The organism is Mycobacterium sp. NPDC003323 (assembly GCF_053589535.1).
The window spans coordinates 643,781-660,522 of the sequence record NZ_JBSFSB010000001.1; the positions used below are offsets into that span (position 1 = coordinate 643,781).

At 68.6% G+C, this 16,742-nt stretch carries 17 protein-coding genes; 16 read left to right on the top strand and 1 reads right to left on the bottom strand.

All coding sequences use genetic code 11. From position 1 onward, the window contains the following. The first annotated feature begins 4 nt into the window (after positions 1-4). The 6 genes from dxr to ACWDUN_RS02845 all read left to right on the top strand — a co-directional run bounded on the left by dxr (position 5) and on the right by ACWDUN_RS02845 (position 7,107). The gene (gene dxr, locus ACWDUN_RS02820) at positions 5-1,168 is read left to right on the top strand and encodes a 1-deoxy-D-xylulose-5-phosphate reductoisomerase (protein WP_449924276.1); all 1,164 of its coding nucleotides are present in this window, start codon (positions 5-7) and stop codon (positions 1,166-1,168) included. Further along, complete coding sequence (locus tag ACWDUN_RS02825; RefSeq protein ID WP_449924279.1) at positions 1,165-2,400, top strand: M50 family metallopeptidase; 1,236 nt, start codon at positions 1,165-1,167, stop codon at positions 2,398-2,400. The genes dxr and ACWDUN_RS02825 overlap by 4 nt, the downstream gene beginning before the upstream one ends. Positions 2,401-2,418: 18 nt before the next feature. Further along, positions 2,419-3,576 (top strand): flavodoxin-dependent (E)-4-hydroxy-3-methylbut-2-enyl-diphosphate synthase, encoded by a 1,158-nt coding sequence (gene ispG / locus ACWDUN_RS02830; protein ID WP_449924281.1) that lies wholly within the window; start codon positions 2,419-2,421, stop codon positions 3,574-3,576. Between the two features lie 58 nt (positions 3,577-3,634). Further along, entirely contained in the window at positions 3,635-4,489 is an 855-nt protein-coding gene (locus ACWDUN_RS02835; RefSeq protein ID WP_449924284.1) for a GNAT family N-acetyltransferase, read from the top strand. A gap of 148 nt (positions 4,490-4,637) precedes the next feature. Then, a complete protein-coding gene (locus ACWDUN_RS02840) occupies positions 4,638-6,464 on the top strand; it encodes a penicillin-binding transpeptidase domain-containing protein (RefSeq protein WP_449924287.1) in 1,827 nt (608 codons plus the stop codon). A 55-nt stretch (positions 6,465-6,519) separates the two neighbouring features. Continuing rightward, positions 6,520-7,107: a DUF1707 SHOCT-like domain-containing protein gene (locus ACWDUN_RS02845; protein ID WP_449924290.1), complete on the top strand. Its 588-nt coding sequence runs from the start codon at positions 6,520-6,522 to the stop codon at positions 7,105-7,107. On the opposite strand, the gene ACWDUN_RS02850 is transcribed toward ACWDUN_RS02845, so the two are convergent. Beyond that, the gene (locus tag ACWDUN_RS02850; RefSeq protein WP_449924292.1) at positions 7,104-7,484 is read right to left on the bottom strand and encodes a PaaI family thioesterase; all 381 of its coding nucleotides are present in this window, start codon (positions 7,482-7,484) and stop codon (positions 7,104-7,106) included. The genes ACWDUN_RS02845 and ACWDUN_RS02850 overlap by 4 nt on opposite strands. Before the next feature lie 92 nt (positions 7,485-7,576). On the opposite strand from ACWDUN_RS02850, the gene map reads away from it, so the two are divergent. The 10 genes from map (at position 7,577) to ACWDUN_RS02900 (ending at position 16,692) form a co-directional block, all read left to right on the top strand. After that, positions 7,577-8,434 (top strand): type I methionyl aminopeptidase, encoded by an 858-nt coding sequence (gene map, locus ACWDUN_RS02855; protein WP_449924295.1) that lies wholly within the window; start codon positions 7,577-7,579, stop codon positions 8,432-8,434. Continuing rightward, entirely contained in the window at positions 8,431-9,924 is a 1,494-nt protein-coding gene (locus ACWDUN_RS02860; RefSeq protein WP_449924298.1) for a cobyric acid synthase, read from the top strand. Before map ends, ACWDUN_RS02860 begins: the two co-directional genes overlap by 4 nt. After that, positions 9,921-10,580, top strand: coding sequence for a hypothetical protein (locus tag ACWDUN_RS02865; protein ID WP_449924301.1), 660 nt, complete (start codon positions 9,921-9,923; stop codon positions 10,578-10,580). Before ACWDUN_RS02860 ends, ACWDUN_RS02865 begins: the two co-directional genes overlap by 4 nt. Before the next feature lie 52 nt (positions 10,581-10,632). Next, positions 10,633-11,196 carry an alpha/beta fold hydrolase gene (locus ACWDUN_RS02870; protein ID WP_449924304.1) on the top strand — a complete coding sequence of 188 codons (564 nt, stop codon included), beginning with the start codon at positions 10,633-10,635 and terminating at the stop codon, positions 11,194-11,196. 113 nt (positions 11,197-11,309) lie between these two features. After that, positions 11,310-12,659, top strand: coding sequence for a glutamine synthetase family protein (locus tag ACWDUN_RS02875; protein ID WP_449924307.1), 1,350 nt, complete (start codon positions 11,310-11,312; stop codon positions 12,657-12,659). Then, the gene (locus tag ACWDUN_RS02880; RefSeq protein WP_449926191.1) at positions 12,646-13,410 is read left to right on the top strand and encodes a gamma-glutamyl-gamma-aminobutyrate hydrolase family protein; all 765 of its coding nucleotides are present in this window, start codon (positions 12,646-12,648) and stop codon (positions 13,408-13,410) included. The genes ACWDUN_RS02875 and ACWDUN_RS02880 overlap by 14 nt, the downstream gene beginning before the upstream one ends. After that, positions 13,407-14,777: an aldehyde dehydrogenase family protein gene (locus ACWDUN_RS02885; RefSeq protein ID WP_449924309.1), complete on the top strand. Its 1,371-nt coding sequence runs from the start codon at positions 13,407-13,409 to the stop codon at positions 14,775-14,777. Before ACWDUN_RS02880 ends, ACWDUN_RS02885 begins: the two co-directional genes overlap by 4 nt. Positions 14,778-14,821: 44 nt before the next feature. Continuing rightward, positions 14,822-15,595 (top strand): 3-oxoacyl-ACP reductase, encoded by a 774-nt coding sequence (locus tag ACWDUN_RS02890; protein ID WP_449924312.1) that lies wholly within the window; start codon positions 14,822-14,824, stop codon positions 15,593-15,595. Positions 15,596-15,606: 11 nt separating this feature from the next. Continuing rightward, positions 15,607-16,329 carry a FadR/GntR family transcriptional regulator gene (locus ACWDUN_RS02895; protein ID WP_449924315.1) on the top strand — a complete coding sequence of 241 codons (723 nt, stop codon included), beginning with the start codon at positions 15,607-15,609 and terminating at the stop codon, positions 16,327-16,329. 42 nt (positions 16,330-16,371) lie between these two features. Then, positions 16,372-16,692 carry an ArsR/SmtB family transcription factor gene (locus ACWDUN_RS02900; protein ID WP_449924317.1) on the top strand — a complete coding sequence of 107 codons (321 nt, stop codon included), beginning with the start codon at positions 16,372-16,374 and terminating at the stop codon, positions 16,690-16,692. Positions 16,693-16,742: the final 50 nt, after the last annotated feature.

Here is a 16,742-nt window from a genome sequence, read left to right on the forward strand (position 1 = left end):
CACAATGGTCGGCGTGAGTTCTGACCGTCAGCGGGTGCTGATCCTGGGAAGCACCGGGTCGATCGGCACCCAGGCCCTGCAGGTGATCGCCGCGAACCCGGACCGTTTCGAGGTGGTGGGGCTGGCCGCCGGTGGCGGCAACGCCGAATCGCTGGTCCGCCAGGCCGCCGAGACCGGCGTGACGAATGTGGCCGTCGCCGACGCGGCTGCCCCGATCGAGGCGCGCTACCGCGGCCCGGACGCCGCGACGCAACTGGTCGAGAACACCGAGGCCGACGTCGTGCTCAACGCATTGGTCGGGGCGTTGGGCCTGAAACCGACCCTGGCCGCGCTGCACAGCGGGGCGCGCCTGGCGCTGGCGAACAAGGAGTCGCTGGTGGCCGGCGGCCCACTGGCACTGGCGGCCGCCGCGCCGGGACAGATCGTGCCGGTGGACTCCGAGCATTCCGCGCTGGCCCAGTGCCTGCGCGGCGGCGCCGCCGACGAGGTCGCAAGTCTGGTGCTGACCGCCTCGGGCGGCCCGTTCCGCGGCTGGACGGCGGCGGCGCTGGAAGATGTCACGCCCGAGCAGGCCGGAGCGCACCCGACGTGGTCGATGGGCCCGATGAACACGCTGAACTCGGCAACCCTGGTCAACAAGGGCCTGGAGCTCATCGAGACGCATCTGCTGTTCGGTGTGGACTACGACCGGATCGAGGTCGTCGTGCACCCGCAGTCGATCGTGCACTCGATGGTCACCTTCACCGACGGTTCCACCCTGGCCCAGGCCAGCCCGCCCGATATGAAGTTGCCGATCGCCCTGGCGCTGGGCTGGCCGGCCCGGGTGCCCGGCGCGGCCGCGGCGTGTGACTGGACGACGGCCTCGACCTGGACGTTCGAGCCGCTGGATGCCACGGTGTTCCCCGCCGTCGACCTGGCCCGCGAGGCGGGCCGGCGCGGTGGCTGCCTGACCGCGGTCTACAACGCCGCCAACGAGGAGGCGGCCGAGGCCTTCCTGGCCGGCCGCATCCGATTCCCGGCGATTGTCCGAACCGTTGCCGATGTGCTGCACGCCGCAGATCAATGGGCCGCGCAACCAGCTACCGTGGAAGAGATACTCGAAGCGCAGGACTGGGCCCGTGACCGGGCAGGCAGCGCGATCAACCAGGAGGTAGTGGGAAGCCGATGATGTTCACGGTCGGCATCGTGCTGTTCGCACTCGCCATCCTGGCCTCGGTGGCGCTGCACGAGTGCGGCCACATGTGGGTGGCCCGGGCCACCGGCATGAAGGTGCGCCGGTACTTCGTCGGATTCGGGCCCACGCTGTGGTCGACGCGGCGGCCCAACAAACTCGGCAGCACCGAGTACGGCGTCAAGGCGGTTCCGCTCGGCGGGTTCTGCGATATCGCGGGTATGACCGCGGTCGACGAGATCGCCGACGAGGACCGCCCGTACGCCATGTACCGGCAGAAGGTGTGGAAGCGCGTCGCGGTGCTCTTCGCCGGGCCCGCCATGAACTTCATCATCGGTCTGGTCCTGATCTACGGCATCGCCATCGTCTGGGGATTGCCCAACCTGCACCCGCCGACCACCGCCATCGTCGGCGAAACCGCTTGTGTGGCACCGCAGGTGGCCAAGGGTGGCGAGGATCCCTACGGTCCGTGCCCGCAGCCAGGTCCGGGTCCGGCGGCGCTGGCCGGTATCGCACCCGGTGACACCATCGTCAAGGTCGGCGACACCGATGTCGCGACCTTCGCCGACATGGCCGCCGAGATCCGCAAACTCGACGGCCCCGTCCCGGTGGTCTACGAACGCGACGGACAGCGGTTGTCCACCGTCGTCGACGTCACCCCGACCCAGCGCTTCACCTCCGCCGATGCCGAGACCCCGGAGACCGTCGGGGCGATCGGGGTCAGCGCGGCGCTGCCGCCGGGCCCGACGCAGTACAACCCGCTGTCGGCCGTCCCCGCGACGTTCGCGTTCACCGGTGACCTGGCCGTCGAACTGGGCAAGGCGCTGGCCAAGATCCCCACCAAGATCGGCGCCCTGGTGGACGCCATCGGCGGCGGGGAGCGTGATCCGGAGACCCCGATCTCGGTGGTCGGCGCCTCGATCATCGGCGGTGACACCGTCGATGCCGGGCTGTGGGTGGCGTTCTGGTTCTTCCTGGCCCAGCTGAATTTCGTACTCGGCGCGGTCAACCTGATCCCGCTGCTGCCCTTCGACGGCGGGCACATCGCGATCGCGGTGTTCGAGAAGATCCGCAATATGATCCGGTCGGCGCGCGGCAAAGTCGCCGCGGCGCCGGTCAATTATCTCAAGCTGATGCCGGCCACCTACGTCGTGCTGGTGCTGGTCGCCGGCTACATGCTGTTGACGGTCACCGCCGACTTCGTCAACCCCATCAGACTCTTCCAATAGACAGCCACTAGGAGAGAGATGACCTCCATCGGTCTGGGCATGCCCGCCCCGCCGCCGCCCGTACTGGCCCCCCGTCGCAAGACCCGCCAGCTCAAGGTCGGCGATGTCGGCGTGGGTAGCGAGTCGCCGATCTCGGTGCAGTCCATGTGCACCACCAAGACCCACGACATCAACTCGACGCTGCAGCAGATCGCCGAGCTGACGGCCTCGGGCTGCGATATCGTCCGCGTGGCCTGCCCGCGCCAGGAGGATGCCGACGCGCTGCCGATCATCGCCAAGAAGGCGAACATCCCGGTGATCGCCGACATCCACTTCCAGCCCAAGTACATCTTCGCCGCGATCGACGCGGGTTGCGCCGCGGTGCGGGTGAACCCGGGCAACATCAAGGAGTTCGACGGCCGCGTGAAGGAGGTCGCGAAAGCGGCTGCGGCAGCGAATATCCCGATCCGCATCGGGGTGAACGCCGGGTCGCTGGACAAGCGCATGCTGGAGAAGTACGGCAAGGCCACCCCCGAGGCGTTGGTCGAGTCCGCGCTGTGGGAGGCCTCGCTGTTCGAGGAGCACGGTTTCGGCGATATCAAGATCAGCGTCAAGCACAACGACCCGGTCGTCATGGTCGAGGCCTACGAGCAGTTGGCCGCCCAGTGCGACTACCCGCTGCACCTCGGTGTCACCGAGGCGGGTCCGGCGTTCCAGGGCACCATCAAGTCCGCGGTTGCCTTCGGTGCGCTGCTGAGCCGCGGTATCGGCGACACCATCCGGGTCTCGCTGTCCGCGCCGCCGGCCGAGGAGATCAAGGTCGGCACCCAGATCCTGGAATCGCTGAACCTGCGCCCGCGCGGGCTGGAGATCGTGTCCTGCCCATCATGTGGTCGCGCCCAGGTCGACGTGTACACCTTGGCCAACGAGGTGTCGGCCGGTCTGGACGGACTGGACGTGCCGCTGCGGGTGGCGGTGATGGGCTGCGTGGTGAACGGTCCAGGCGAGGCGCGTGAGGCCGATCTGGGTGTGGCGTCCGGAAACGGCAAGGGGCAGATCTTCGTCAAGGGCGAGGTCGTCAAGACCGTGCCGGAGGCCAAGATCGTGGAGACCCTCATCGAAGAGGCCATGCGCATCGCGGGGGAGGCCGACGCGCAGGGAACTCCCTCCGGCCCGCCGGTTGTCACCGTAAGCTGAAACTCGGCCCTGTGAGCAGGGCCACCGAAGATCGGCCGGCCCCCAGAAAGAGTTCCCCATGTCGGCTCCACCGCTGTCCCGCGTCACCGCAGACCGACGGGTCTCGGTGGTTCGTGACCTGGAGCAGGCGCGGGCCGTGCTGGAGGACGATCCGGTGGCCTCCTGCATGGTGGCCTGCCGCGTGCTGGACCTCGGTGTCGACCCCAGCGCGATCGGCGGTGAGCTCTGGACGCGCCGGCGACCGGCCGAATCCCTGTGTTACGCCGGGGCGAATCTCATCCCGCTGCGTGGCGCCGCCGAGGACCTGGCGGCTTTTGCGGCCAAGGCGCTCAGTGCACCGCGCCGGTGTTCGTCACTGGTGGGCCGGGCCGAACTGGTCATGCCGATGTGGCGGCACCTGGCGGCGGGCTGGGGCCCGGCGCGTGATGTGCGCGATGACCAACCGTTGATGGCGCTGTCGGGTCCGCCGGTGTGTGCCCTCGACCCGGCGGTGCGCCAGGTGCGGATGGAGGAGTTGGACGCCTATCTGGTGGCGGCCATCGAGATGTTCATCGGTGAGGTCGGCATCGACCCACGCGTGGGTGACGGTGGGCGCAGTTACCGACGCCGGGTGGCCGGCCTGATCGCCGCGGGGAGAGCCTGGGCGCGTTTCGAACAGGGCGAGGTGGTCTTCAAGGCCGAGGTCGGATCGCAGTCGCCGACCGTCGGTCAGATCCAGGGTGTGTGGGTGCATCCGCAGTGGCGCGGCCGGGGCCTGGGCGCCGCGGGCACCGCCGCCGTCTCGGCCGCGGTGTTGCGCAGCGGGCGGATCGCCAGCCTGTACGTCAACAGCTTCAACGAGGTGGCGCGCGCGACCTACGCCAAGATCGGATTCACCCAGGTCGGCACCTTCGCCACCATCCTCCTCGACTGACCTCCACCTCCTCCTCCCCGCCGAACCGAACATTTCGGCGGGAAAGTGCCAGGTCGGCATTGCCGAAACGTCGATCTCGGGGCGATCACGGTTGTGTCTCGGTGCGCCTCCCTCACTAGCGCTTGTCACACCCATAACATCTGCCTCAATGGCATCGATCACCTCAGCAGCAACACGGCGTGCGCGGCCGGCCGCGATCGTCGCCGTCATCGCGGTCGTCGGCGCACTGAGCGCCTGCACCCCCAAACCCGACGGACCCGAGCCCGTCGCCGCGCAGTTCTTCGCCGCACTGTCGACCGGGAATACCGCCGCGGCCGCCGAGCTGGCCGACAAACCGGCCGATGCGCAGGCCGCCCTCAACGAGGCATGGGCCGGACTGCAGGCCAACCGACTTGACACCCAGATCACCGGGTCGAAGTACGAACTCGACACCGGCACCGTCAAATACCGCTACACCTGGCATCTGCCCAAGGAGCGGACCTGGACCTACGACGGTGAGCTCAACATGGTGCGCAACGAGGGCCAGTGGCAGGTGCGCTGGACGACCACCGGACTGCACCCGGGTCTGGGCGCCAACCAGACCCTGGCGCTGCGGGCGGACCCGCCGCGGCGCGCCTCGGTCAACGAACGTTCCGGCAGCGATGTGCTGGTGCCCGGCTTTCTGTACCACTACGCGCTGGACGCCCGCGAGGCCGGCGCCGAACTGATGCCCACCGCCAAGGCCGTCGTGGACGCACTGCGCCCCTTCGACGACACTCTGGACGCCCAGCGGCTGGCTGAGGAGGCCAGCTCACGCACCAGCCCGCTGAGCCTGATCACGTTGCGCAAGACCGATCACGATCGGGTGTTCGCGGCCATCGGCAAGCGGCCCGGTGTGGTGGCCACCCCGCAGCCGGAGATGCTGCCGACCGACGAGAAGTTCGCGCCGGCCATCGTGCAGGAGGTCAAGAAGGCTGTCGGCGACGACCTCGCCGGTGAGCCCGGATGGCGCGTCGTCAGCGTCAACCAGAACGGCGTCGACGTCGCGGTGCTCAACGAGGAGGCCGGAGATCCGGCGCCGTCGGTCACCATCAGTCTGGACCGCGCCGTGCAGAACGCCGCACAGGACGCGGTGAACATGGTCGGTAAGAAGGCGATGATCGTCGCCATCAAACCGTCGACCGGGGAGATCCTGGCCGTCGCGCAGAATCCCGCTGCAGACGCCGATGGCCCCACCGCGACGATGGGCCTGTATCCGCCCGGATCGACGTTCAAGATCGTCACCGCGGCCGCGGCCATCGAGCGCGATATGGCCACCCCGAACACCCTGCTTGGCTGCCCCGGCACGCTCGATATCGGGCACCGCACGGTGACCAACTACAACGCGTTCGACCTGGGCACCGTGCCGCTGTCGCGTGCATTCGCCAACTCGTGCAACACGACCTTCGCCGAACTCGCCAGCACCATGCCGCCGCGCGGGCTGACCACCGCGGCGGCCCGCTACGGGCTGGGCCCGGACTTCATCGTCGACGGTGTTCCGACGGTCACCGGGTCGGTGCCCCCGACGGTCGATCTGGCCGAGCGCACCGAGGACGGTTTCGGACAGGGCAAGGTACTGGCCAGCCCGTTCGGGATGGCGTTGGTGGCCGCGACGGTCGCGGCGGGCAAGACCCCGGTGCCGCATTTGATCGAGGGCCGCGAGACCGAGGTGGACGGCCCGATGCCCGAGCCGCTGAGCCCCGAGATGATCGAGGGCCTGCGGCCGATGATGCGGCTGGTGGTCACCAACGGCACCGCCAAGGATCTCAACGGGCTCGGCGATGTCCGCGGTAAGACCGGTGAGGCCGAGTTCAACGGCGGATCGCACGCCTGGTTCACCGGTTACCGCGGTGACATGGCGTTCGCGGCCCTCATCGTGGGCGGCGGCAGTTCGGAGTACGCGGTGCGGATGTGCCGGGACATGCTCAACGGGCTGCCCGCGGATTATCTGGCCTGAGTAACCTGGCTCCTGAGAAGTCAGGGGTGATGACGGGCGGTTATGACGGGCGGTTATGACGGGCACTGATGATCACGCGGCGCTGCGCGTCTCCGACGCCGACCGCAACGGCACGCTGCGGCGACTGCACAACGCGGTGGCCCTGGGATTGATCGACATCGGCGAGTTCGAGGAACGCTCGGCGCTGGTGTCGCAGGCCCGGCTGCACACCGAACTGGAGGCGCTGGTCGGTGATCTGCCCGGTCCGGGCGCCATCATCACCTCGGCCGCCGACCGGGTGGAACTGCGCGGCGTGATGGGATCGCTGAAGCGGCACGGGGAGTGGGTGGTGCCGACCCGGTTGGCGCTGCACCGGCGGATGGGCTCGGTGGACCTGGATCTGACCAGGGCCCGATTCGCGGGACCGATGATCGTGGTGGAACTCGATATGCGCTTCGGCGGGCTGGACCTGCGCCTGCCCGAGGGGGCCAGCGCCTCGATCGATGATGTGGAGGTGGTCGTCGGCAGTGCCGCCGACCACCGCCGCGACGCGCCCGCCGAGGGCACCCCGCATATCGTGCTGACCGGCAAGGTGGTGTGCGGCTCGGTGGACATCCGCGGCCCGCGCCGCACCTGGAAGCCGTCCCTGCGCCGTAGCACCTAGCGGGGTTCCAGCACGGCGAACGTCAGCGTGGCCCGCGCCGCCAACCGGTCCCGGCTGAGATCGGTGACATCGACGGCGGTCACGATCAGCCTTCGGCCCGAGCGCACGATGGTCGCCTCGGCCCGCGCGGTGCCCATGATCGGTGCCAGATAGTGGATGTTGAGATCGGCGGTGGTGACGTCATAACCGGCGCCGCTGGCCGCACCGGCCAACATGCCCGCGGCGATATCGATCAGCGTCGCCACCAGACCGCCCTGCAGTGCGCCGCGGACGTTCGACAGGTCCGGCCGGTTGTCCATCTCCAACACCAGCCGGTCGGGACCGGACTCCACCTCGCGGTAGTCCAGCAGCCGCAGCATGTGCACGGTCTCGGTCATGGTCGAACGGTAACATCATTACCGGTTTCGGAGAATGCGGTACTCCAGCGGGTGCGCACGGCGGCGGCCGACACCTCGGTAGGCTGGCCGTTATGCCTGTTCGTGCCCCACTTCGCTCCGGCGAACTGTCACCGACATTGCCGGTGCCCAAGTCGATCGAGCGTCCCGAATACGCCTGGAAACCGACGGCGGTGGAGGGCAACGAACCGTGGGTCCAGACACCCGAGGTGATCGAGAAGATGCGCGTTGCCGGACGCATCGCCGCCGGCGCGCTGGCCGAGGCGGGCAAGGCCGTGGCTCCCGGGGTGACCACCGATCACCTGGACCGCGTCGCGCACGAGTACATGATCGACCACGGCGCCTACCCGTCGACGCTCGGTTACAAGGGATTTCCGAAGTCGTGCTGCACCTCGCTCAACGAGGTCATCTGCCACGGCATCCCGGACTCCACGGTGATCGAAGACGGCGACATCGTGAACATCGATGTCACCGCCTACATCGACGGGGTGCACGGTGACACCAACGCGACCTTCCTGGCCGGTGATGTCGCCGAGGAGCACCGGCTGCTGGTCGAGCGCACCCATGAGGCGACCATGCGTGCCATCAAGGCCGTCAAGCCGGGCCGGCAGCTGTCGATCGTCGGCCGCGTCATCGAGGCGTACGCGAACCGGTTCGGCTACAACGTCGTTCGCGATTTCACCGGGCACGGTATCGGCGAGACGTTCCACAACGGGCTGGTGGTCCTGCATTACGACCAGCCCGCCGTCGAGACGATCCTGCAACCGGGGATGACGTTCACCATCGAGCCGATGATCAACCTCGGTGCGCTGGACTACGAGATCTGGGACGACGGCTGGACGGTGGCCACCAGGGACCGCAAGTGGACCGCCCAGTTCGAGCACACCCTGGTGGTCACCGATGACGGTGCCGACATCCTGACCCTGGTGTGAGAGGCGCGCTGCTGGTCGCCGGCACGACCTCGGATGCCGGCAAGTCGATGGTGGTGGCGGGCCTGTGCCGATTGCTGGCGCGCAACGGGATTCGGGTCGCGCCGTTCAAGGCGCAGAACATGAGCAACAACTCCGCAGTCACTGTCGAGGGCGGTGAGATCGGCCGTGCGCAGGCGGTGCAGGCCCGCGCCTGTGGGCTGGCGCCCAGCGTGCGGTTCAACCCGGTGCTGCTCAAGCCCGGCAGCGACCGCACCTCCCAGTTGGTGGTTCGCGGGCAGGTCGCCGGCACCATGGCCGCCGGTGACTACTTCACCCGCCGGACTCAGCTCGCCGATATCGTCAACGGCGAATTACGTTCGCTGCGAGACGAATTCGACGTCGTCATCTGCGAGGGTGCGGGCTCGCCTGCAGAGATCAACCTGCGTGCCACCGACCTGTCCAACATGGGTCTGGCCCGTGCCGCCGAGCTGCCGGTGGTGGTGGTCGGTGACATCGACCGCGGTGGTCTGCTGGCGCATCTCTTCGGGACCGTCGCCGTGCTGGAAGCTGCCGATCAGCGCCTGATCAGTGGCTTCCTGGTCAACAAATTCCGGGGCGACCCCACGTTGCTCGCGCCGGGTCTGGACCAGCTGCAGGCGATGACCGGGCGTCCCACCTACGGGGTGATTCCCTACCTCGAGGAACTGTGGATGGACACCGAGGACTCGCTGTCGGTACAGGCCGGTCGCACGCTCGGCGCACCCATCGCCCCGCGCGGGCGGGATTGGTTGCGCGTGGCCGCCGTCCGGTTGCCGCGCATCTCGAATTCCACCGATGTGGAGGCGCTGGCGTGCGAGCCGGGGGTCGCGGTGCACTGGGTCACCGAACCGGCCGAGATCGCCGACGCCGACGTGGTGGTGCTGCCGGGCAGCAAGGCGACCGTCGCCGACCTGGCGTGGCTGCGCGAACGGGGGCTCGCCGACGCGGTGAGCGCGCATGCGGGCGCCGGGCGCCCCGTGCTCGGCGTGTGCGGGGGCTTCCAGATGTTGTGCCGGCGCATCGACGATCCGGTGGAGTCGCGCGCAGGTACGGTGCCGGGGCTGGGCCTGCTGGCCGCCGATATCGTCTTTGCGCAGGCGAAGACGTTGCGGCACTGGGAAACTCCGCTACACGGCTATGAGATCCATCACGGCCAGGTCGCCGATGCCGCCGAGACCGACTGGCTGGGGGTGGGCCTGCGGCGCGGCGCGGTGTACGGCACGCACTGGCACGGGTTGCTCGACAACGACGCGGTGCGCCGGGACTGGCTGACCGAGGTCGCCGGGGCCGCGGGCCGCAGCGGATTCGTCGTCGCCGACGATGTCAGCGTGCCGGCCCGGCGCGACGCCCAACTCGACGCCATGGCCGACGCGCTGGCCGCCCACACCGATATCGATGCGCTGCTGGCACTGCTGGCCGGTCCGCCGCCGCGGCCGGTGATCGGCTCGACCATCGGTAGCCTGGCCCCATGAGGCGACGACTGCTTGCGCTGGTAGCCGTCCTGGCGTCGTTGACGGGTTGCAGCAACGCCATCTCCGGGACCGCCACGTGGCCGGGCGCGCGGCTGGAGCAGGCGATGCTGACGGCCGCCGACTTCCCGGACGGGGTGCAGGTCGACCGCATCGTGGAATCGGCGGGGGTGTCCGACGGCGCCGGCGGCCCGCCGCCGATGCTCTCGGATCCGGCGGGCTGCAGTGAGGGTTTCAGCAAGTCGATCGGCGCCTCTGCCGAGCGCGGCCCGGGCAGCGCCCTCAAGTACGTCGTCGGTTATGACGGTGCGCGCATGCTCATCACGATGCTGAGTTGGTCGCTGGACATCGAGACCCTGGAGGCAATCGGTGAACGCTGCGCGGAGTTCTCGACCTTCTTCGCACCCGGCGCACCCGCCATCCCGATGACCACCGAGCGGCTGGACACCGATCGCGACGGCGCATTGGTCTACGAGCAGACGATGGACCTCGGCGGGGAGCGCTCCAGCGTGTGGTTCTCCTTCGAGAATGTCGGCTCGATGGCCGTGTTCGGCGTCGCCTTTCCCACCCCGAACCCGGCCATCAGCGCCAAAGCGACGCTGCCACAGACCTTTCTGGAGATCACGGGCAAACAGGCGCAGCGGCTGGAGCAAGCGTGAAGACCGGCGAAAACGCCTGCGCGCATCCGCTGGATGACCTAGCGTGACCGAGATGCCCCCCAGCACGGTCACCGTCGACGGATGCGCGTTTCCGGTCGAGGTCACCGGACCCGAGAACGCGGGCGTGGTGGTGCTGATCGGTTCGGCGCAGCTGGCTCCGGCCGCCTACGAGGTGGTGTGCCAGCGGTTGCACACCGCCTCGCTGCGCACAGTCGTCATCGCGGCACACCCACGTCTGACGGCGGCATCGGTGATCGGCATCATGGACGAGCTGGGCGTGCGGTGGAGCACGCTGGTCGGGGACCGGGCCGGCGCCGAGATCGCCTGGCAGCTGGCGGCCACCCGACTGGACCGGTTTACCGGGCTGGTGGTGATCGATCGGGGGCACCCCAGGGTCGCCGACGAGAGCGGTGCCGTGCGCGACGAGAACTGCCCGGCGGTCGAGGTCGCCACCACCATGCTGGTGAGCAACGCCAAGGCGGCGGCGGTCGCCCAGAGCAGCCAACGTCACGTGTTCGGTGAGTACCGCGTGGTGGAGCTGCTGAGCCGGCGCAACGCCGGGGAATCCACGGCGCAGCTGGCCGCCGAGATCGTGATGCGCACCAGCACCTGGTGACTTGTCGCGACGCGGGCGGGTCCGCTCGCATTCCATTGGTCTGATGGCCTACCTTTAGAGGTGACGGCTGGGTCAATGCCGATCCGCGCCGGAACCGACAGGACGGAGCCAGCATGCTGACGCAAGCCGAATTGGAGCGTCTGGTCGCCGAGGGCGAGATCGACACCGTCATCGTCGCGTTTCCCGACATGCAGGGCAGGCTGACCGGTAAGCGGGTCTCGGCGCGGTTGTTCGTCGAAGAGGTGGCCGCGCACGGGGCCGAATGCTGCAACTACCTGCTGGCCGTCGACGTGGACATGAACACCGTCGAGGGCTACGCCATGTCGAGCTGGGAGACCGGCTACGGCGACATGGTGATGACGCCGGATTTCAGCACGCTGCGGCGGTTGCCGTGGCTTCCGGGAACCGCGCTGTTGATGGCCGATCTGTCCTTCACCGACGGCGCCCCGGTGGCCCCGGCCCCGCGCAGCATCCTGCGTGCCCAGCTGGACCGGCTGGCCGAGCGCGGACTGAGCGCCTACGTCGGCACCGAACTGGAATTCATGGTGTTCGACGACACCTTCCGCGACGCCTGGAAGGCCGGCTATCGCGGGCTGACGCCGGCCAGCGATTACAACATCGACTACGCCATGCTTGCCTCGACCCGGATGGAGCCGCTGCTGCGCGATATCCGGCTGGGCATGGACGGCGCCGGCATGTACTGCGAGGGCGTCAAGGGGGAGTGCAACCTCGGCCAGCAGGAGATCGCCTTCCGCTATGACGAGGCGCTGATCACCTGCGACAACCACACCATCTACAAGAACGGTGCCAAGGAGATCGCCGACCAGCACGGCAAGTCGCTGACCTTCATGGCCAAATTCGACGAACGCGAGGGCAACAGCTGCCACATCCACATCTCTCTTCGGGGCAAGGACGGTGCGGCGGTGTTCGCCGACGAGCGCGACCCGCTCGGGATGTCGCCGATGTTCCGCAGCTTCGTCGCCGGCCAGCTGGCCACGCTGCGCGAGCTGAGTTTGTGGTATGCGCCGAACATCAACTCCTACAAGCGATTCGCCGATGGTAGCTTCGCCCCGACGGCGGTGGCCTGGGGTCTGGACAACCGCACCTGCGCACTGCGCGTGGTCGGGCACGGCCAAGGCATGCGGATGGAGAACCGCGCACCCGGTGGTGATGTCAACCAGTACCTGGCGGTGGCGGCACTGATCGCCGGCGGTCTGCACGGTATCGACAACGAACTCGAACTGCCCGACGCGTTGGCCGGCAACGCCTACACCAGCGGCGCCGACCGGCTGCCCACCACGCTGGCCGAGGCCGCCGAACTGTTCGAGGGATCACAGGTCGCCCGCACCGCCTTCGGCGACGAGGTGGTGGCGCACTACCTGAACAACGCGCGCGTCGAACTGACGGCGTTCAACGCCGCCGTCACCGATTGGGAGAGGGTTCGTGGTTTTGAACGGTTGTGACCGTCCCGTCCTCGGACTGACCACCTACCTGCAGCAGGCCCAGACCGGGGTGTGGGATGTGCAGGCCAGTTTCCTGCCCGCCATCTATCTGCAGGGCGTCAACCTGGCCGGTGGTACCGCGGTGCTGCTGCCCCCACAGCAGACCGATGTCGCCGACCGGGTGCTCGACGGGCTGGACGGGCTCATCATCACCGGCGGCCGCGATGTCGACCCCCGCAGTTACGGGCAGGACCGGCACCCGCTGACCGACGAGCCCGCCGGTGACCGCGACGGCTGGGAGTTCGCCCTCGTCGAGTGCGCGTTGGCCAGACGGTTGCCGGTGCTCGGAATCTGCCGGGGCGCACAGATTCTCAACGTGGTGCTCGGCGGCACCCTGCACCAGCACCTGCCCGACGTGCTGGGCCACAACCGGCATCAGGTGGGCAACGCCGTGTTCACCACCTCCACGGTGCGCACGGTGCCGGGCACCCGGCTGGCCGCCCTGGTGGGCGAATCGACCGAGGCGCAGTGCTATCACCACCAGGGTATCGACCGGCTCGGGCGTGGTCTGATCATCAGCGCGCACGACGACACCGATGACACGGTGGAGGCCGTCGAACTGGACCCGGATGTGTATCCGGACCAGTTCGCGATCGCGGTGCAGTGGCACCCCGAGGAACGACTCGACGATCTCCGGCTCTTCGCCGCCGCGGTGAATGCGGCGCGCAGCTACGCCGCCGCCGGCCGCCGAACGACAGAAAGCGTGTCATGACCAGTTGTGACGTCATCAATCCCGCCACCGAGGAGCTGCTGTCGCAGGTCGAACTGCTCGATGTGGCCGCCGTCGACGATGCGGTGGCCCGGGCGGCTGCGGCGCAACGGCGATGGGCGCGGCTCGCGCCGGCCGAGCGTGCGGGTGCGCTGCGGGCCTTCGCCGCCGTCGTCGACGCCCACGTCGGTGAGCTGGCCGCACTCGAGGTGGCCAACTCCGGGCATCCGATCGGCCAGGCCGAATGGGAGGCCGGACATGTCCGCGATGTACTGACCTACTACGCCGCTAGCCCCGAACGGCTTGCTGGAAAACAGATTCCGGTTGCCGGCGGTATCGACGTCACGTTCAACGAGCCGCTCGGTGTGGTCGGGATCATCACCCCGTGGAACTTCCCGATGACCATCGCGTCCTGGGGTTTCGCGCCGGCGCTGGCGGCCGGCAACGCGGTGGTGCTCAAACCTGCCGAGTGGACCCCGCTGACCACCATGCGGCTCGCGGAGCTCGCGGTCGAGGCCGGGTTGGACGCCGATCTGTTCCAGGTGCTGCCCGGTGCGGGACCGGTGGTCGGTGACCGCTTCGTCACCCATCCGCAGGTGCGCAAGGTCGTGTTCACCGGTTCCACCGCGGTCGGCACCCGGGTGATGGCAGGTGCGGCCGCCCACGTCAAACGGGTGACCCTGGAACTGGGCGGCAAGAGCGCCAATATCATCTTCGACGACTGCGATCTGGAGCGGGCGGCGGCCACCGCGCCCTACGGTGTTTTCGACAACGCCGGCCAGGACTGCTGCGCGCGCAGCCGGATCCTGGTGCAGCGCAACGTCTACGACCGCTTCATGGAGCTGCTGGAACCCGCGGTGGCCGGCGTCGCGGTGGGCGATCCCACCTCCGCCGACACCGAGATGGGCCCGTTGGTGTCGCGCAAGCACTGGGAGTCGGTGCGCAGCTACGTGCCCGACGACGCGCCGGTGGCGTTCCGCGGTACCGCCCCCACCGGTCCCGGGTTCTGGTTCCCGCCAACGGTGTTGACACCGCAGCGCACCGACCGCACGGTCACCGAGGAGATCTTCGGGCCCGTCGTCACGGTACTGCCGTTCGAGGACGAGGCAGATGCCATCGCCCTGGCCAACAACACCCACTACGGGTTGTCCGGGTCGATCTGGACCGACAACCTGTCGCGGGCGCTGCGGGTGTCGCGCGCGGTGGAGGCGGGCAACCTGAGCGTCAACTCGCATTCCTCGGTGCGCTACAGCACCCCGTTCGGCGGGTTCAAGCAGTCCGGGCTCGGCCGTGAACTGGGACCCGATGCGCCGCTGTCCTTCACCGAGACCAAGAACGTGTTCATCCACGTCGGCGAGCCGACCGATTGAGCACGTCGGCGAGCCGACCAAACGAACACAGCGAGGAGAACCAAGTGGACCTGACCCAGCGACTCAAGGACAAGGTCGCCGTCATCACCGGCGGCGCCAGCGGCATCGGCCTGGCGACCGCCAAGCGCATGCAGGCCGAAGGCGCCATCGTCGTCATCGGCGACGTCGACCCCGCCACCGGGCAGACCGTCGCCAACGACCTGAACGTCACGTTCGTGCAGGTCGACGTGTCCGATCCGGTCGCGGTCGACAACCTGTTCGACACCGCCTTCGAGGTGCACGGCGGGGTCGACATCGCCTTCAACAACGCCGGGATCAGCCCGCCGGAGGACGACCTCATCGAGAACACCAGCCTCGACGCTTGGCAGCGGGTCCAGGACATCAACCTCAAGTCGGTGTTCCTGTGCTCCAAAGCTGCACTGCGGCACATGGTTCCGGCCCAGAAGGGGTCGATCATCAACACCGCCTCCTTCGTTGCGGTGATGGGCTCGGCGACCTCGCAGATCTCCTACACCGCCTCCAAGGGCGGGGTGCTGGCCATGTCGCGCGAGCTCGGCGTGCAGTACGCCCGTCAGGGCATCCGGGTCAACGCGCTGTGCCCCGGCCCGGTGAACACCCCGCTGCTCAAGGAGCTGTTCGCCAAGGATCCCGAGCGGGCGGCCCGCCGGTTGGTCCATGTTCCGGTCGGCCGATTCGCCGAACCCGAGGAACTCGCCGCCGCGGTGGCATTCTTGGCCAGCGATGACGCCTCGTTCATCACCGGCTCGTCGTTCCTCGTCGACGGCGGTATCAGCTCCGCCTACGTCACCCCGCTGTAAGGGGTAGTGCGTTGTCGGCCGGACCGGACTCGCAGCCCGCCAGTGACGCGTTGCTACGCCCGGTACGGCTGGGCAACGCGTTCGAGGACACCGTCGGCAGGCTGTTGCAGATGATCCGGCTCGGCGTGCTGGCACCGGGTGATTCGCTGCCGCCCGAACGCGAACTGGCGGCCCGGCTCGGCGTCAGCCGCGACACCGTGCGGGAGGCCATCAAATCGCTCGCGGACACCGGCTATCTGGTGTCCAAGCGCGGACGCTACGGCGGCACCTTCCTGTCCGGTGAGCTGCCCGCCCCGCGGCAACCCGCCGACGGGGTCACCCGCGACGAACTCGACGACGCGCTGCGGTTGCGCGAGATCCTGGAGGTCGGCGCGGCCCGGATGGCGGCCACCCGCGATCTCAGCGACACCGAACGCGACGAACTGCGCTCGCGCTGTGACGATGTGCGCGGGGCCGCCGCCGAGGATTACCGCCGGCTGGACTCGCGGCTGCACCTGGCCATCGCCGAGGCCGCCGGCTCGGTGTCCCTGGTGCCGCTGGTGGCCGAGAACCGGATGCGGATCAACGCGCTGCTGGACCAGATCCCGCTGCTGGCACGCAATATCGCGCACTCCGACGAGCAGCACGACGCCATCGTCGCGGCAATTCTCACCGGGGATGCAAATGCCGCTGCCGATGCCATGTGTGCACACCTGGCCGGGTCGGCGGCGCTGCTGCACGGCTTCCTGGACTGACAGCCGCACACGCACCCGGCGACGGGTATTAGATTGCCTGTCATGGAGGATCCGTCGGTGGTGCAGCAGGCGTCATCGGCGCTGTCGGACGTCGACGCGGTCGAATGGGCCCGCCGCTTCGACCTGCTGTCGGACGCGCATCGCCTCCAGATCCTGCTGAGTCTGCACCGAGTTCCCGGTATCTGCGTCAGTGATCTGGCGGCCGCGCTGGGCAGGTCGGAAAACGCTGTGTCGCAGGCGCTGCGGGTGCTGCGCGCCCAGGGCTGGGTGACCAGCAGCCGCGTCGGCCGGTCGGTCAGTTATCGACTCAACGACGATATCGTGCACGACCTGCTGCATTGGATCGGTGCCGGGCACAGCTGAGGTCCGCAGGCAACCGCTACGACAATTTTGGCGAAACCCGCCAACCGACG

Coding starts and splice junctions, on each gene's coding strand:
- ACWDUN_RS02835 (WP_449924284.1), top strand. CDS start 3,635: ATGTCGGCTCCACCGCTGTCCCGCGTCACCGCAGACCGACGGGTCTCG.
- ACWDUN_RS02825 (WP_449924279.1), top strand. CDS start 1,165: ATGATGTTCACGGTCGGCATCGTGCTGTTCGCACTCGCCATCCTGGCC.
- ACWDUN_RS02885 (WP_449924309.1), top strand. CDS start 13,407: ATGACCAGTTGTGACGTCATCAATCCCGCCACCGAGGAGCTGCTGTCG.
- ACWDUN_RS02870 (WP_449924304.1), top strand. CDS start 10,633: ATGCCCCCCAGCACGGTCACCGTCGACGGATGCGCGTTTCCGGTCGAG.
- ACWDUN_RS02850 (WP_449924292.1), bottom strand. CDS start 7,484: ATGACCGAGACCGTGCACATGCTGCGGCTGCTGGACTACCGCGAGGTG.
- ACWDUN_RS02875 (WP_449924307.1), top strand. CDS start 11,310: ATGCTGACGCAAGCCGAATTGGAGCGTCTGGTCGCCGAGGGCGAGATC.
- map (WP_449924295.1), top strand. CDS start 7,577: ATGCCTGTTCGTGCCCCACTTCGCTCCGGCGAACTGTCACCGACATTG.
- ACWDUN_RS02900 (WP_449924317.1), top strand. CDS start 16,372: ATGGAGGATCCGTCGGTGGTGCAGCAGGCGTCATCGGCGCTGTCGGAC.
- ispG (WP_449924281.1), top strand. CDS start 2,419: ATGACCTCCATCGGTCTGGGCATGCCCGCCCCGCCGCCGCCCGTACTG.
- dxr (WP_449924276.1), top strand. CDS start 5: ATGGTCGGCGTGAGTTCTGACCGTCAGCGGGTGCTGATCCTGGGAAGC.
- ACWDUN_RS02840 (WP_449924287.1), top strand. CDS start 4,638: ATGGCATCGATCACCTCAGCAGCAACACGGCGTGCGCGGCCGGCCGCG.
- ACWDUN_RS02845 (WP_449924290.1), top strand. CDS start 6,520: ATGACGGGCACTGATGATCACGCGGCGCTGCGCGTCTCCGACGCCGAC.
- ACWDUN_RS02865 (WP_449924301.1), top strand. CDS start 9,921: ATGAGGCGACGACTGCTTGCGCTGGTAGCCGTCCTGGCGTCGTTGACG.